We start from the raw sequence: 14433 nt of genomic DNA, 5'->3' as shown, positions 1-14433 counted from the left end.
ATTAGGGGCGCGGCACATCGGTACGAGCCTGGGCATTGGATGAGGACTGCAGGGCGGCACGATAGGCCGACAGGGATTTGGCGTAATCGCCTTGCGCGTTGACTGCGTCCAGGCGCGTCTGGCGCAGCGCGCGGCGCGAGTCGAGCAGGTCCAGCACGCTGGTGGCACCCTTGGCATAGGCGAACTCGGCGCTGCCGGCCACGCTTTCGGCGGCGGGCACCACGCTCTGGACCATCTGCTTGAGCGACAGGCGCGCGGCCTCAAGCTGGTTGCGCGAGCGCTCCAGTTCGTTCTGCGCCTCGAGCAGCACGCGGTTGCGGTCGTCCAGCGCGGCGTAATAGTCCACCTCGGCGCGGCGCGCCTCGCCGCCGAAGCTGTGGCGCACGAACAGCGGGATCGACAGGAACACACCGAAGCTGTTGCCGCTGCCGGTCTGGTTGGCTTCCGAAACCGGATAATGCTCGGCCTGCGCGCCCACCGTGACGTCCGGCACGCGCCCGGCGCGCGCCAGGTCACGCGCGCTGGCCGCGGCCGCCAGGCGGGCTTCGGCCGCGGTCACGTCGGGACGGCGCTGGACGGTATCGGCATCGGGCTCGGGCACCGGCACGTCGAGCGCGGGCCAGTCCGCCACCAGGCGGTTGTCGACCAGCGTGCCGGGCACACCGATGGCCTGGGCCAGCGCGGCCTTGTCGCTGGCGTGGTCGGCCATGGCGGCGCGCAGGTCGGCCTGGGAGCGCAGCACGTCGAGTTGCAGCTTGGTCACATCGGCGCGGGACACGTCGCCGGCCTTCAGGCGCGTCTCGTTGGCCTGCTGGGTGCGGCCGTAGAGCGACAGGGTCTCGTTGAGCACCGCCACGCGCTCCTGGCTGACCAGTGCCTCGTAGAACGCCTGCTCGGCGGCGCTCGACTGCTGGGTGACGACGGCCTGCAGCACCTCGCCGGCGGCGCGGCTCGAAGCACGCGCGCCTTCCACGCGCAGGTTGCCCTTGTTGGCGGTCTCGATCACCTGGTCCACGCGCAGCGTGGAATCCACGGTCTTGTTGCGCGGGCCGCCGGAATTGAAGCCCTGGTGCGGGTTGATATTGGCCACGCCCAGGCTCAGCACCGGGTTGGGCCGTTGCGAGGCGATCTGGATATCGGCCTGGCTGGCCTCCTCGCCACGGCGCGCGGCGATGATGTCGCGGTTGCAGCGCACGGTATCGAGGCGCACTTGCGCGATGGTGAGCGGCGCCTTCGCGAGTGGCGCCACGCAGGGGCCGTCGGCCGGCAGCGGTGCACTCGGGGGCACATTCGTGCCGGCCACGGCGGCACCGGCGACGGCACTCAGCAGGCTGGCCAGCAAGAAACGAGGAAAAGAAAAAGACACGATAAATCAGGCTCGGTTCGACTCAGTGTGCGGTAAACGACCATGGCGACTATTCGGTGCACCGGGACGGCGAACTTTCATGTATCTCCACGGAACGCGTAGTGTACGTGCCGCATCCGGAGCGGCCGCAACGTCCCGTGCGCATTCAAACCGAAACGCATTACAAACGGCTTTCATAAATGCAACAAAAAACCGTGTAAACGTACGAACGGTCCAGTTTCAAGGGAAAACCCTGACGAAGAAGGCGCTTTCCCGACAAACTGCGCGGGCGCGGCGGCCCTGGTCAAACGCCCGTATCATTACGCACTTCCGTGACGGCAGGCAGCTTTTGCGACGAGGGACGCCACGCGACCTGTTGCCACACCGCATCCGGGCGCTTCGCCTGCTGCGCTGCACACGCTATCCCGGGCACGTTAGGCCGGGACAGCCGGCTTCCCCGGCCAGGCGCGCCGCGCGCCCTTGTTGCCGCGGTTGTTCCCGGCCTTGTTCCCGGCCTTGTTCCCGCCCTTGTTCCCGCATTGCCAGCCTTGCGCCCCATCTCTTTTCTCCGCCTTCTTCCATGCCTGACCATTTGTTGCTGTCCTCCCTGATCATTTTCGGCCTGGGCGGAGTGCTGGGCGCGGTGGGCGGGCTGTTCGGCATCGGCGGCGGGCTGATCGCCATTCCGGCGCTGGGCCTGCTGTACGGCATGGACCAGCAACTCGCCCAAGGCACCGCGCTGGTGATGATCGCCCCCAACGTGATGATCGGCTTCTGGCAATACCGCCGCCGCGCCGATATCGCACTGCGCACGGCGGCGGTGCTCGGGCTGTCGGCGGTACTTGCCACCTATGCCTCGGCCCGGCTCGCCACCGCCATGGACGCGGTGCTGCTGCGGCGCGTCTTTGCCTGCTTCATGATCGCGCTGGCGCTGTATTTCCTCTGGCGCCTGCAGCCCGGGCGCGCGGCCACCGCGCAGCGGGCGCGCCTGTCGCCACGCTGGATTCCGGCGCTGGGCGCGGTGGGCGGCGCGTTCTCGGGCTTTTTCAGCGTGGGCGGCGGCGTGGTGGCCGCACCCGCGCTGGTCGGCCTGTTCGGCTTCCGGCAAGCGGCGGCGCAAGGACTGGCGCTGGCCCTGGTCACGCCGGGTGCCGTGGTGGCGCTGGCCGCCTATGCCAATGCCGGCCATGTGGACTGGGCCAGCGGTATCCCGCTTTCGCTGGGCGGCATGCTGACCATCTCCTGGGGCGTGGCGCTCGCCCACCGCATGCCCGAGCGGCGCCTGCGCGCGCTGTTCTCGCTGTGCCTGATCGCCACCGCCGCCATCATGCTGGTCCGCGGCTGAGGGTGGCGCGCGCCGCCGGGGCACCGGGACACCGGGACCCCTAGCGCTGCAAGCCTTTGCGCCGGTGCCACTCGGCCAGCGACTCCGACGGCCAGGTGCCGCAGTGCACGTGGGCGCGCCCCCTGGGTACGTCCACCCAGGGCGCCGCGAAATCCAGCGCGGCTTCCACCACCTCCGGCGGCCTTGGCAGGGGCGTATCGATGGCCGACGCATGCGGGTGCACCAGTTCCGGCCACCCCGGATCCCACAGCCACAGCGCGCTGCCGCACTTGAGGCAGAAATGCCGCTGCGCGCGGGAGCGGCGGGCGCGCTTGCCGGGCTCGCGCATCACGGCGTGATAGATCCCGACATGCTTCCTGCCCCGGACCTTCAGCGTGGCGGCGTCGCCGCCGAGGTTGATGGCATAGCCTCCGCCGCCCGCCGTCTTGCGGCAGATCGAGCAGTGGCAATGCATGAAGGGATAGGGCGAGTCGGACTCCAGGCTGAAACCGACCGCGCCGCAATGACAGGAACCTTCGAGATGCATGGGATCTCCCGTTAGGTGGCAGGGCGCTGTTCATTCTAGGCAAGCCAGCCGGCAACCCAGGCGCGCGAGACGCCCTGCAGGCACCGGCCCGGCTGGACTTTGCGCACCCGCCATGGCATAAGGACCGGTCCGGCGCCAGCCATCGTGGCTGCCCGGCCGCCGCCCCGATCCCAAGCCCCATGCCCGTCGCCACCACCGTCCCGCGCCATCGCGCTGCCTGCCGGCCTGCCGCGCAAGCCGCGCCGGCGTTCGCGTGCGCGGACAACAGCAAGGGTCATGCCGCCGTGCTTTTCCTCGCCGTGCGGGGAATGCAGGATTCGCCCACGCTGTCCTGACCTCCCCGCACGGCACTTTGCCAGCGGGCGCGCGCGCGCCTTGTCCAACGTGCAGTCACGACGTGCAACCAGGAAAAAACAGCCCATGTCATCGATCTATCGCAAGACCCTTTGCGCCATCGGCGCTGTCGCAGTGGCCTACCTGCTGATCAATCTCTGAGCGCGCGGGACGCCGCCCGCGTCGTCCGGGCCGGCGTCCCGCTCCATCTTGCGGCGCCTTTTTCCCCGTCGCCCCGGCCAAATCTGTTTCGCCGCGAAACAACTCGCCTGGGCGAACGGATGAAATTTACGAAGTCGCATCTCAAGTTACAGATATGTTGCAACTTAGGCCGCATACGGCACTGCAGATTTTTTTGGTTGCGTCGTAATCTTCAAACGTGCCAACGACGGCGCTGCAACCAAAACAGGAAATCATGTCTGAACGCCTCATCATGCTTGACGTCCCCGGTGTCCTTTATTCGGGCCGCTCCGAGGCCCGGCTGGGCGGGATTCCCGATACTGGCACCCTGCGCGACGTCCGCTTCTTCGACCCGGTCGCACTTGGCTTCGTGCGCCGCCTGTTCGGCCTGGCCGGCGCCCGCGTGGTGGTATCGGAGGCATGGCGCCGCGGCGTGCCCGCGGCGATCCTGCAGCAGCTCGACCTGCAGGTCGAAGGCATGACCCCCGACGTGCCTGGCGGCCACGCCGCGCGCATCGCGGCCTACTTCGCCAGCCGGCCGGCGCCGCAGGCCTTCGCCATCCTGACCTGCGACACGGCTTCGCTGCAGGACGAACGGTTCGCGCACCTGCGCGCGCACGCAGTGGCGGTGAATCCCGCCGATGGCCTGACGCCGGCCAATTTCAAGCAGGCGCTGAACCTGCTCGGCGTGGCCTGCCCGTCCACGCTGTGCCTGGACACCCAGCCCGATGCCGGTCTCGAAGCCCGCCTGCAACGCCTGCGTCGCCTGGCCCGCGAAGCGCCCTCGCGCTTCGAGGCCGGCGCGACCACCGCGCCGCTGCTGCAGGGCGTGCCCGAGCTGGTGCTGCCGGCGCAGCACGCAGCCGCGGCACTGGCCCACGCTTGACCGGTGCCGGCGCGCCGGCCCGGCGCGCCGCACCGCGGAGCTAGCGCGTGCCCGCCCGCCCGAAGACCAGCACCAGTCCGATCACGATGGCAGCCATGCCGGCGATGCTCGACGCCGCGAGCCGGTTGCCCAGGAACAGGTAGTCCATCCATGCCGTCACGCCGGGCACCAGGTAGAAGAGGCTGGTCACGCTGACCAGGTTGCCAGCCTGGATCAGCCGGTACAGCAGCAGCGTGGCGCCCACCGAGATCACCAGCGCAAGCCACGCCAGCGAAACGATGAAGCCCGCCGCCGGCGTCACCGCCAGCGGCTGGAACGGTACGAACAGCAGGCATAGCGCGAGACCGGCGCCGTATTGCAGCGGCAGCACATCCAGCGGCGCCTGGCGGATGGACTTCTGCAGGATCGCGCCGATCGTCATGCACGCCAGCGCCGCCAGCGCGAAGCCCATGCCCAGCGGTGAGAGGCGCGCCTGCCCGATGCTTTCCGACACCACCGTCACCAGCCCGCACAGCGCCGCCGCCAGGCCGGCCAGCCGGCGCAGGGAAAAACGTCGCTCCACCAGCAACAGGGTCAGGATCGGCTGCGCGCCCAGCACGGTGGCCAGCACGCCTGGCGTCACGCCGCGCGCCAGCGCGAGCAGATAGCAGATCGAATAGGCGCCGGTCAGCAGCAGGCCGGCGGCCATCACGCGCATGCGCGTGCCCGGCTCGGGCAGCCAGCGCCGCCGCCATGCGGCCAGCGCCAGCAGCACCAGCAGCGCGAGCGCGAAGCGCGCGGCCAGCAGGGCAAAGGCGGTTGCGTACTCGAGCCCGAGCCGCGCGAAGATTGCACCGCTGCTCCAGAGCAGCACGAAGAGCGCGGTCGAGCCATGCGCGGCCAGCGCGGTTTTGTTCAAAGCCATGAAATTCACCTGTCACGAAAACGCCGGAAAGCATCCGGAGTTCATCCTGAAACTTCGGCCAGCCGGCGCCAGGCTCACGTGCGCGGGCGCAGGAAGACATGCGCGCGCCGTGGCACGCCGCCGGAAAAAAGCCGAAGATGGAAAAAGACGGGCTGCGGATCAGCCCGGCGTGAACGGGGGCGGCGGTGCAACGCCGGCCCGCGCGCGCGGCGGGGAGGTGACGGGCGGAGGAGAAGCGGCGAGAGCCGCGCACGGCAGCTCAGCGCCCGCCAGGGTGGCGTCGACGGCAAGCGTGTGGTGCGTGGCTGAAATCATGATGGATCAGTGCATGCGACCCGTGCGGGCCGGCGGAAGGCCTAACGTTACACCGGGCCGCGCGGCCCGGCAAGCGGCGCGAAACGCCGCCTGGGCTGTCTTACAATGCGCGGCCGCAAGCCCGCGACGAAATCTGAACAATGGAGAACACGCCATGGAATCCCGCCTGACCGAACTCGAGATCAAGGTCGCCTTCCAGGACGACCTGCTCGAAACGCTGAACCTCGCCGTGGCACGCCAGCAGCGCCAGATCGACCTGCTCCAGGAGCAGCTCCAGGCGCTCTACCAGCACATGCGCGCGAGCGGCCCCGGCGGGCCGGACAACGGATCGCAGCACGAGATCCCGCCGCACTATTGAGCGCCGCGCGGTGGAACGATGCCGCCGCCACCGCGTCTGAAAGCTGAGCCTGATGGCCGATGCGAGCGCCAGCGCCGCAGGCCAAACCCGGAGAAACCGCAGCATGCCGACCAAGCCGACCGCCATCCGAACCATGCGCGCCACCGGCGCCGCCCGCGCCGCCGGCCGCATCGCCCTCTGCGGCGCACTCGCCCTGCTCGGCGGCGCCAGCGCCTGGGCCGGCTACAACGTCTGGACGGGCGACTACACATTCTCGCGGCAGGAACTGCAGGACGCCGTGGACAAGCGCTTTCCCGCGCGGCTGCGCTACGGCCAGGTGGTCGACGTGCAACTGACCAATCCGCGCCTGGTGCTCGACGATGCCAACAACCGCGTGAGCACGCAGATGGACGCCCAGGTCAGCAACACGCTGCTGCCCGCGCCGCCGATCAATGGCACTTTGTCGGTCAGCAGCGGCCTGCGCTACGATCCGGCCAGGCGCGCGGTGCTGCTCGACAATCCCGCCGTCGAGCGCGTCCAGGTCAGCGGCATGCCGGCGCAATACGGCGAACAATTGAACGCGATCGGCGCCGTGGTGGCGCAGCAAGTGCTGCGCGACTACCCGCTTTACACCTTCACGCCGGAACAATTGCACATTGCCGGCAAGGACATCGAGCCCGGCGCGATCACGGTGCTGCCCGACGGCATTCAGGTAAAAATCAATACCCGCTGAAACACGCGGAACATCGAAAAAGCCAATACGTCGGCCATATTCGCAGCGCGCGCCATGCGCCAATGCCGGATAGAGATGTTGTATTCGCGCACACTTTTCCGACAGAAAACACACGCACTTAATGGATCGTGTGCTAGTCGTGTCGCGCGAAAGGTTATACTCCGCGCTCTACAAACTAACGGGTAAATAATCATGGCCGTGACCACCAAGAAAATCGTAAAGACCAACGCAGCAGCCAAGGCAAAGCCGGCCGCCGCAAAGAAGGCAGCTGTGCCCGCGAAGAAAGCCAGCGTCCTGGCCCGCGAACTGGCAGCCGCCAAGAAGGCCCTGCTGAAGCTGCGCGCAGATTCGAAGAAGGCCATCGAAACCGCCAAGCGTGAAATCGTGCAAGCCGCCGCAGCAGCCAAGAGCGCTGTGCTGGCCGAGAAGCAAGCCGCCAAGGAAAAGCTGGCTGCGCAAAAGGCAAAGGCCAAGGCCAAGCCGGCAGCGAAGAAGCCGGTGGTGAAGGCCGCCGCCAAGCCGGCAGCCGCCAAGAAGCCGGCAGCGCCGAAGGCAGCCGCAGCACCGAAGGCAGCAGCAGCACCGAAGGCCGCAGCAGCGCCGAAGGCAGCAAAGAAGCCCGTCGCAAAGAAGCCGGCAGCGCCCAAGAAGGCCGCTCCCGTGAAGACCGAAGCAGAAGCAGCACCCGTCGCAGCGAAGTAAATCGCGCAAGGGCCGGCGCGGCAGGCGGCCCGGTGATGCGCACGGCGTATCCGTGCCGCGTCCCGCGCCATGCGCCGCGTTTCGTTCCGCCGCACCACGTTTGTGCAAACCGGCTGGTGCCTTGCACGGCCAGCCGGAAATCCTCAGTTGAATTCCCCGCGGTTTACTCCCTGCCGCTTACTCCCTGCTTTCCCCGCCGACTTCCGCTTTCCGCCACCTGATTGGCGCACGGCGTCTTCGCTGGCATTGCCGGCTTTCTTATCGCGCCTTTTCCGCTTGCGAAGTCCTTTCGCCGTAGCCGCGGTCACGGCAGCGCATTCCCGGCAATCCCTTATTTGCGAAATACCAGGCTGAAATTGTTCGCCGGCATCGGGATTGGATCGTCCATGCGCAGGCCCGCCGCCTCCCCGAGCACGACTATATCTTCCATATCGCGCACGCCCCATTGCGCGTCCGCGCTGCGCAATTGCGCGTCGAAGGCGGCATTGCTCGGGGCCGTGTGTTCGCCATTGCGGCGATAGGGGCCATAGAGGTAAAGCACGCCGCCCGCCGGCAGCAGGCGCGCGGCGCCGGCGAACAGCGCTTCGGCCGCCGCCCACGGCGCGATATGGACCATGTTGATGCAGACCAGCGCCTGCGCGGCTTCGATGCCCCAGGGCTGCCGGCGCACGTCCAGTGCCAGCGGCGGCAACACGTTGGCCAGTCCGGCATGCGCGGTCCAGCCCTCGATCGAGGCGCGCGCGGCCGGCTCCGGGTCGCTCGGCTGCCAGGTCAGCGCCGGCAGCGCAGCCGCGAAGTAAGCGGCGTGCTGGCCGGTGCCGCTGGCGATCTCCAGCACCAGGCCGCCGGACGGCAGGACGCGGCGCAGCACATCCAGGATGGCGTCGCGGTTGCGGTCGGTGGCCGGCGCCATGCGGCGTGCGTGCAGTGGCTCGTCTTGCTTGGGCATGCTGTTTCTCCTGTTTTGCGGGGTCCGCACAGGAAGGCCGGGCGCGGGCTTCCCATGGCGGTTTGCCGCAAGCGTAGCAGGCAGGCGCCGCGGCACAAGACAAAACGCCCCCGGCGATCTCTCGCCAGGGGCGTTTCGGGCAACCCGCAAGCCGCGGCCCGGCGGCCGCGGCGTCAGTGCGCTCAGGCCTTGGCGGTCTTGACGCTGGTAGCGTCTGCCGTCAGGTAACCGACGGCCGCGCCGAAGCGGTCCTTGTAGTTGGCGCGCACCAGCGGATCCAGCGTGGCCTGCACCTTGGCGTGCAGGCCGCCCCAGTCGCCGGCGTGCTGGAAGTTGTTCATGACATAGGTCCAGCCGTTGATCTCGTCGACCGCATGCAGGCCGGTCGACTCGGCACCCGACGGGGTGGACAGCACGCGGTTCAGCTTCTTGGTGTCTACGTTGTAGGCCCAAAGGAAGTTGTTGACGTGCTGGCCGCTGTCCTCGCCGATGAACAGCGTGCGCAGCTTTTCCGAGAACTTCAGGTTATCCGGGTTGGCGATCGTCTCCGGATCTGCCGTATTGCCCAGCGCGTCCGCGGCGATATCCTTGCCCACGATCAGCGCCTGGGTATGCACCGGCACCCATTCGCTGTTGATCGCGGCGCCGTCCAGGTCCTTCTGGCCGCCGGCCAGCTTGTGCTGCATCACGCCGCCGGCCTTGAGCGCCACATCGACCGAGATATTGCTCTGCGCATTCCATCCCTTGGCCGTGTTGTTCTTGACCATCGAGTCCTGGATGTTCTGCAGCGCGGAGTAGGCGACCTTGTCCTTGATGTTGACGGTGGTGCCTTCCATCTTGGTAAAGCCCATGCTGCCGCCGGCCAGGTAGGCATAGCGGTGGGTTTCCAGGAACGCGGCGACCTTTTCCTTGCCCGGCTTGATCTTGATCCAGTTGGCGGTGCCGCCCGTGAAGATCTTGGTGTAGCCGGTGTTCAGCGGATCGGCCAGGAGCGGATCGGTCAGGCTGACGTCCATGATGTCCGTCGGGCGGTGCGACTTGGCCAGGGCCTCGATTTCGGCGCTGGTGGCATGGCCGAGCTTGACCCAGGTCAGGTCGGCGCCCGGCTGGGCGGGATCGATGGAGAAGCCGGTGCCTACCTTGGCCACGTACAACGTGCCGGCGGAGAGGTCCTTCTCCTTGTCCGCCACGAACATGAACAGGCCGCTGTTGGTGGCGTCGTCGCCCATCAGCACGGTGCGGTTGTCCGGCATCACCTGCACCAGCTCGTGCGAGATGCGGCCCAGGCAATAGTGCTTCTTGATGCTGGCGGTGCCGTCCGGGTTGACCGTGACTTCGGGCAGGTGGCCATAGAAGTACGGATTGGCCAGCGCGCCGGCGTAGCCGAGCAGGTTTTCGCTGTACTTCTGGAACTGCGCGCTGGCGGCCGCGGTGAACGCATCCGGCTCGTACTCTTCGCTCGAAAGGTGGGTGTTCCACGGCGACAGGCTGGCGCCGCAGGTGATCCACAGCCCGTTGGCCGGCGACGTGTCCACGTTGTGGTACTTCACCAGCGTGAGCTTGCCGGTGGCCGGGTCCTGGTCCAGCGTCAGCACGCCGATCGGCGAAGGCAGTTGGCCGTAGGTATCGGTGCCGAGCTGGTTGCGCGTGGTGTATTCGAACTGGACCACGGCAAATACCGTGTTGCCCTTTACGCCCGCCACCTTGGCGCCGTCGATCTTCAGCAGCGAGGTGCCGTCGGGCGCGTCGGAGAAGAACTGGCGCTCCTTGCCGGCCACCGACTTGTCGATGATCGGCTGGTTGTTGATGTCGAAGTAGCCGCCCGCCAGGATCTTGCCGCCGTTGCCGTCGGGCACCTGGTCTCCGGTGATGAAGAACGGCTGGTAGGCCAGCTTGTAGACCTGGCTGCTGCCGTCGCTGAACGACACCTTCAGGCTTGAGCCGACCGTGGTGGTCGCCATCGCGGCCGGATTGGCCAGGTTCGGCGCGGCCATGCCGGTGAACTCGGCGGTGGTGAAGCTCGCGGGCGTGGCCGGCGTGGGTGCCGGTGCCGGAGCGGCGACTGCGTCGCTCTCGCCGCCGCAACCTACCAGCAGGGCAGTCGCGCCGATGCCCAGCGGCAACATCGGTGCGCCAGCCAGGAGTTTGAGCGCCTTGCGGCGGGAAGCATCCGGTTTGTCGAGCATTCTTCTTTCCCGTTTGTTATGTGAGTGAATGGGCGGCGCCGGTGGCGCCACCATGCCGCGCATTGGTGAGGACCGTCACGCAGCGATCAGGCCGAGTCGCATGCTATGAACCATTTGTGACAGCATGTTGAAAGTGCCTTACTTTGCAGACATCCAGGCGCCGCCCCGCGTTGCCGCGGCGCGACCGGGCAGCGCACAGGGCCGGCCCGCGCGCTGCGGTACACTGACGCACGCTCGCAGTCCGCAGCCCAGTCCCTTAGCTTTCCGCCCGCCGTCGCGCCGCATGGCGCGGCCTTATCCGTGCCGACCTACACCCTCGCCTCGCCCCTCCAGGCCGAACTGGAAATCCGCAAGAGCCGCTTCATCGGCTACGCCATCCCCGTGGCCGACCGCGAAGCGGCCATGGCCGAACTGCAGCGCCTGCGCACCGAGCATGCCACCGCCACCCATGTCTGCTGGGCCCTGCTGGCCGGCGGACATTCTGGAATGTCCGATGACGGCGAGCCGTCCGGCACCGCGGGCAGGCCCATCCTGGAGGTCCTGCGCCACCATGAACTCGAAGGCGTGCTGGCGGCCGTGGTGCGCTACTACGGCGGCATCAAGCTCGGGGCGGGCGGCCTGGTGCGGGCCTATACGGATGCCATCGCGGTGGCGCTCAGGGACGCGCAGCGCATCGAGCGCATTGCCTATGCCGCGCTGGTGGTGGAAGTGGACTACGCCGACGAGGCGCGCGTGCGCCGCTGGATCGAACAGGCCGGCCACGTGCTCGCGCACGGCGAGCATGGTGCCGCCGCCCGGCTCACCATTCGCCTGCCGGCCAGCGAGGTGGACGCAGCGCGCGTCGCGCTGCGCGACGCCACCCACGGACGCGCGCGCTTTCCCGACGCCGGCCACGGCGAGGACCAGCCGTGAGCGAAGGCCCGCCGATGACGCAGGCACCGGTGTTCCGGGCGCGCGTGGAGCCGCTCGGCCACGAGTTCGCCGCGCCGGGCACGCAAACCCTGCTGCAGTCCGCGTTGCAGGCCGGCTTGCGGCTGCCCAGTTCCTGCCGCAACGGAACCTGCCGCGCCTGCCTGTGCCAGCTTTCCGCGGGACACGTGGCCTACCGCATCGAATGGCCCGGCGTCAGCTTCGACGAGCGCGACGAGGGCTATATCCTGCCTTGCGTGGCTTACCCGGAAAGCGATGTCGTCATGCAAGCGCCGCTCGCCCGGCAGCAGCCGGACGAACCCGCCCCCGCGCCGCCAGGCACTGCATGAAGAACTGCCAGGCGATACGCAAGGCGTCGGGCCCGGACGGATCGCTGAAGGCCTGGCCGGACGCGCCGCCGCTCCACGCGTGCCCGAGTCCCTCGATACGTACCAGCCGGAGATAGGGCCGCCCCTCGTCCGACCACGCGAACACGGTGAAGGGCCGGCGCTGGCCGCGCTGGATGCGCCGCGGCGCGGCCAGCGCCGGCGCCTTCGGCAGCAGTTGCTGCCATAGCGCGGCCGCCGCGAGCGCATTGTCGAAATGCACCACGTGATCGGCATCGCCGTGCAGCAGCAGCAGGGGTGGCGGGCGGCGGCCGGCCAGCGACGACCGTGCGGCGTGCATGTCGGGATGGCCCTTGCCATGCATGACCCGCGCCGCCTGCGCGGCATTGCCCGCGCTGAGCGCGACCGCGCCGGAATGCGAGCCCACCGCGGCGAAGCGGTCCGGATAGCGCAACCCCAGCGTCTGCGCCATGGCGCCGCCCGCCGACAAACCCAGCGCGAAGACCTGGTCGGCGCGCACCAGGCGCCGCTGGCAGACCTGGTCGACGATGGCCATCAGCAGGCTGGCTTCCGCCGCCACGCGCGCAGCCGAACGGAACCAGTTCCAGCAGCGCTGCGCATTGGCGTGGGAGGATTGCTCCGGCATCAGCACCACGCAGCGGGCGCTGCGCGCCAGCACGGCGGCGCGCGTGCAGGCGGCAAAGCTGGACGAGTCCTGGCCGCAGCCGTGCAGCAACACCAGCAAGGGTGCCGGCCGCGACGCGCTCACGCCGGACGGGATGAACAAGCGGTAGCGGCGCTGCACCAGCGGCCCCAGCCCCCCGCTGCCCTCCTCCCAGCGCCCGCCACCGCGGCTGACCGGCGCCGGCGCCGGCGAGGCGACGCCGCTCAGCACGCGCTGCGCGGCCTGGCTCATGGCTTCGCCCTGCCTGACCGCCGACTTGATGGCGCTGCGCGTGACGGTGCGCTGCGCGCGCCGCACATTGCGCGTGGCGATCTTGCTCAGCGTATTCCAGAGCGTGGCGCCGCTGCTTGCCCGGCGGCGTGTCATCGGCGATCTGCCATGAGACCTCTCTTCCACGGGTTGCGGAGATGCGCCGTAGTATGCGGCCCGCCAGCGGTTCCTGTCAGGTCCTTTGCGCGCACGCCGACCATGTCGGCGCCACCCGCACGGCGGGTCGTCCACATTTGCCAGGCACCGGCGACCGGCACCTGAGACGATCGGGCAAACTCGTGAGCCTTGCGGGCGTTCACCCGCGACTGCCGCCGCCCTACACTGCGTGCGTGTCGCTGCGCGCCTTGCCGCACCGGTGTGCCGCGAGGCGGCGGGCGACCCGACATTCCACTCATGACTTTGAAGGCAATATGAAGATCGGCCCCCTGGTGCTCCCTGTCGCACCGTTGATCCTGGCGCTTGGCGTCGCCACCGCAGTGATGGTCGGGCGCCGCCTCGCCAAGGACCGGGACAGCATCGAAGGCGCGATATTGCGCATCGTGCTGGTCGGGCTGGCGGCAGCGCGGCTGGTCTTCGTCATGCGCTACCTGCCCGCCTATGGCGGCAAGCTTCCCGACATGCTCGACATCCGCGACCTGGGCTTCGACCTGCCCGCGGGTGCACTCGCCGGCGCGGGCATGCTCGCCTGGTATCTCCTGCGGCGCAGGCCGCAGCGCCTGGCGCTGCTGGCCGCGGCGGCCGCGGGCACGGTCGCCTGGAGCGCCGCCACCGCGGCGGCAAGCCTGTCGGCCCCGCCGCAGATGGTCCCCGCCGTTTCGCTCGCCAACAGTGCGGGCCAGTTCCAGCCGCTGGCAAGATCGGACGGCAAGCCGATGGTGGTGAACCTGTGGGCGACCTGGTGCCCGCCATGCCGTGCCGAGATGCCAGTGCTGGCCAGGGCGCAGGCGGACAATGCCTGGGTGCACATCGTGTTCGTGAACCAGGGCGAGCCGCGCCCGCTCGTGCAGGGCTACCTGGAGGACAGCCAGGTCCGGATCGGGAACCTGCTGTTCGACGCCAACCTCGAGGTCGCCAAGGCCGTGGGCGTGACCGGGTACCCGACCACGCTCTTCTATGACGCGCGCGGGCATCTGCTGGGCACGCACCTGGGCGGCTTCAGCCGCGCGACGTTCGAGAACGCGCTTCACCATTACTATCCGGCCGCTTCCGCGGCGAACAAGGAGCAACAGAAATGAAGACACCGCGCCCGGACCGCCGCGCCCTCGAGCAGGGCGCATTCACGGCGGTCGCATGCTGGACGCTGCAGGCCATGGAAACACAGGCGCAGGCCTCGCCCGCCACGCCGGCGCGCCATGCCGCCGAGGCGACCACCGTGGGTAGCCGGCTCCTGTCGCGGGTAGGCAGGCTGCTGCGCGGCGCCGGGAAGTAGGCGCACGGGTGCATCACGGGCCGCATGCGCACCCGTCCGGGCGCCCCGGCCA

15 protein-coding genes are annotated in these 14433 nt (G+C 68.8%); 9 read left to right on the top strand and 6 right to left on the bottom strand.

Annotated features, from left to right (window positions below):
* Position 1: 1 nt before the first annotated feature.
* Positions 2–1366 carry a TolC family protein gene (locus AC1DKV_RS07195; RefSeq protein ID WP_441611947.1) on the bottom strand — a complete coding sequence of 455 codons (1365 nt, stop codon included), beginning with the start codon at positions 1364–1366 and terminating at the stop codon, positions 2–4.
* A gap of 559 nt (positions 1367–1925) precedes the next feature.
* On the opposite strand from AC1DKV_RS07195, the gene AC1DKV_RS07190 reads away from it, so the two are divergent.
* The gene (locus AC1DKV_RS07190; RefSeq protein ID WP_441611946.1) at positions 1926–2690 is read left to right on the top strand and encodes a sulfite exporter TauE/SafE family protein; all 765 of its coding nucleotides are present in this window, start codon (positions 1926–1928) and stop codon (positions 2688–2690) included.
* 40 nt (positions 2691–2730) lie between these two features.
* Here the strand turns inward: AC1DKV_RS07190 and AC1DKV_RS07185 are convergent, their stop codons facing one another.
* A complete protein-coding gene (locus AC1DKV_RS07185) occupies positions 2731–3216 on the bottom strand; it encodes a GFA family protein (protein ID WP_441611945.1) in 486 nt (161 codons plus the stop codon).
* A gap of 748 nt (positions 3217–3964) precedes the next feature.
* Between AC1DKV_RS07185 and AC1DKV_RS07180 the strand changes: the two genes are divergently transcribed.
* On the top strand, positions 3965–4615 hold the full coding sequence (locus AC1DKV_RS07180; RefSeq protein WP_441611943.1) for an HAD domain-containing protein: 651 nt from the start codon (positions 3965–3967) through the stop codon (positions 4613–4615).
* 40 nt (positions 4616–4655) lie between these two features.
* Here AC1DKV_RS07180 and AC1DKV_RS07175 read toward each other — a convergent pair whose 3' ends face one another.
* The gene (locus AC1DKV_RS07175; protein ID WP_441611942.1) at positions 4656–5519 is read right to left on the bottom strand and encodes a DMT family transporter; all 864 of its coding nucleotides are present in this window, start codon (positions 5517–5519) and stop codon (positions 4656–4658) included.
* Between the two features lie 469 nt (positions 5520–5988).
* Here AC1DKV_RS07175 and AC1DKV_RS07170 point away from each other — a divergent pair, with 469 nt between their 5' ends.
* The 3 genes from AC1DKV_RS07170 to AC1DKV_RS07160 all read left to right on the top strand — a co-directional run bounded on the left by AC1DKV_RS07170 (position 5989) and on the right by AC1DKV_RS07160 (position 7606).
* Positions 5989–6192 carry a SlyX family protein gene (locus AC1DKV_RS07170; RefSeq protein ID WP_477137515.1) on the top strand — a complete coding sequence of 68 codons (204 nt, stop codon included), beginning with the start codon at positions 5989–5991 and terminating at the stop codon, positions 6190–6192.
* A 133-nt stretch (positions 6193–6325) separates the two neighbouring features.
* Positions 6326–6904 carry a DUF1439 domain-containing protein gene (locus AC1DKV_RS07165; protein WP_441612264.1) on the top strand — a complete coding sequence of 193 codons (579 nt, stop codon included), beginning with the start codon at positions 6326–6328 and terminating at the stop codon, positions 6902–6904.
* A gap of 192 nt (positions 6905–7096) precedes the next feature.
* Entirely contained in the window at positions 7097–7606 is a 510-nt protein-coding gene (locus tag AC1DKV_RS07160) for a fumarate hydratase (protein WP_441611940.1), read from the top strand.
* A gap of 331 nt (positions 7607–7937) precedes the next feature.
* Here the strand turns inward: AC1DKV_RS07160 and AC1DKV_RS07155 are convergent, their stop codons facing one another.
* Positions 7938–8555: a DUF938 domain-containing protein gene (locus tag AC1DKV_RS07155; protein WP_441611939.1), complete on the bottom strand. Its 618-nt coding sequence runs from the start codon at positions 8553–8555 to the stop codon at positions 7938–7940.
* A 182-nt stretch (positions 8556–8737) separates the two neighbouring features.
* The gene (locus AC1DKV_RS07150) at positions 8738–10741 is read right to left on the bottom strand and encodes a PhoX family protein (RefSeq protein WP_441611938.1); all 2004 of its coding nucleotides are present in this window, start codon (positions 10739–10741) and stop codon (positions 8738–8740) included.
* A gap of 300 nt (positions 10742–11041) precedes the next feature.
* On the opposite strand from AC1DKV_RS07150, the gene AC1DKV_RS07145 reads away from it, so the two are divergent.
* Positions 11042–11653 (top strand): IMPACT family protein, encoded by a 612-nt coding sequence (locus tag AC1DKV_RS07145; protein ID WP_441611937.1) that lies wholly within the window; start codon positions 11042–11044, stop codon positions 11651–11653.
* Positions 11650–12000 (top strand): 2Fe-2S iron-sulfur cluster-binding protein, encoded by a 351-nt coding sequence (locus AC1DKV_RS07140; RefSeq protein ID WP_441611936.1) that lies wholly within the window; start codon positions 11650–11652, stop codon positions 11998–12000. The genes AC1DKV_RS07145 and AC1DKV_RS07140 overlap by 4 nt, the downstream gene beginning before the upstream one ends.
* Here the strand turns inward: AC1DKV_RS07140 and AC1DKV_RS07135 are convergent.
* A complete protein-coding gene (locus tag AC1DKV_RS07135) occupies positions 11933–13048 on the bottom strand; it encodes an extracellular catalytic domain type 1 short-chain-length polyhydroxyalkanoate depolymerase (protein WP_441611935.1) in 1116 nt (371 codons plus the stop codon). The genes AC1DKV_RS07140 and AC1DKV_RS07135 overlap by 68 nt on opposite strands.
* Before the next feature lie 314 nt (positions 13049–13362).
* On the opposite strand from AC1DKV_RS07135, the gene AC1DKV_RS07130 reads away from it, so the two are divergent.
* Both AC1DKV_RS07130 and AC1DKV_RS07125 read left to right on the top strand, forming a co-directional pair.
* Positions 13363–14187: a prolipoprotein diacylglyceryl transferase family protein gene (locus tag AC1DKV_RS07130; protein ID WP_441611934.1), complete on the top strand. Its 825-nt coding sequence runs from the start codon at positions 13363–13365 to the stop codon at positions 14185–14187.
* Positions 14184–14381, top strand: coding sequence for a hypothetical protein (locus AC1DKV_RS07125; protein WP_441611933.1), 198 nt, complete (start codon positions 14184–14186; stop codon positions 14379–14381). The genes AC1DKV_RS07130 and AC1DKV_RS07125 overlap by 4 nt, the downstream gene beginning before the upstream one ends.
* Positions 14382–14433 lie beyond the last annotated feature (52 nt).

The organism is Cupriavidus sp. 05T41 (assembly GCF_056396525.1).
This window is presented reverse-complemented; position numbering and strand designations above follow the sequence as displayed.

What these genes read in the sequence shown, in the direction of transcription:
- AC1DKV_RS07190 (WP_441611946.1), top strand. Translation starts at nt 1,926, where the DNA reads ATGCCTGACCATTTGTTGCTGTCCTCCCTGATCATTTTCGGCCTGGGC.
- AC1DKV_RS07185 (WP_441611945.1), bottom strand. Translation starts at nt 3,216, where the DNA reads ATGCATCTCGAAGGTTCCTGTCATTGCGGCGCGGTCGGTTTCAGCCTG.
- AC1DKV_RS07180 (WP_441611943.1), top strand. Translation starts at nt 3,965, where the DNA reads ATGTCTGAACGCCTCATCATGCTTGACGTCCCCGGTGTCCTTTATTCG.
- AC1DKV_RS07175 (WP_441611942.1), bottom strand. Translation starts at nt 5,519, where the DNA reads ATGGCTTTGAACAAAACCGCGCTGGCCGCGCATGGCTCGACCGCGCTC.
- AC1DKV_RS07170 (WP_477137515.1), top strand. Translation starts at nt 5,989, where the DNA reads ATGGAATCCCGCCTGACCGAACTCGAGATCAAGGTCGCCTTCCAGGAC.
- AC1DKV_RS07165 (WP_441612264.1), top strand. Translation starts at nt 6,326, where the DNA reads ATGCGCGCCACCGGCGCCGCCCGCGCCGCCGGCCGCATCGCCCTCTGC.
- AC1DKV_RS07160 (WP_441611940.1), top strand. Translation starts at nt 7,097, where the DNA reads ATGGCCGTGACCACCAAGAAAATCGTAAAGACCAACGCAGCAGCCAAG.
- AC1DKV_RS07155 (WP_441611939.1), bottom strand. Translation starts at nt 8,555, where the DNA reads ATGCCCAAGCAAGACGAGCCACTGCACGCACGCCGCATGGCGCCGGCC.
- AC1DKV_RS07150 (WP_441611938.1), bottom strand. Translation starts at nt 10,741, where the DNA reads ATGCTCGACAAACCGGATGCTTCCCGCCGCAAGGCGCTCAAACTCCTG.
- AC1DKV_RS07135 (WP_441611935.1), bottom strand. Translation starts at nt 13,048, where the DNA reads ATGACACGCCGCCGGGCAAGCAGCGGCGCCACGCTCTGGAATACGCTG.
- AC1DKV_RS07130 (WP_441611934.1), top strand. Translation starts at nt 13,363, where the DNA reads ATGAAGATCGGCCCCCTGGTGCTCCCTGTCGCACCGTTGATCCTGGCG.
- AC1DKV_RS07125 (WP_441611933.1), top strand. Translation starts at nt 14,184, where the DNA reads ATGAAGACACCGCGCCCGGACCGCCGCGCCCTCGAGCAGGGCGCATTC.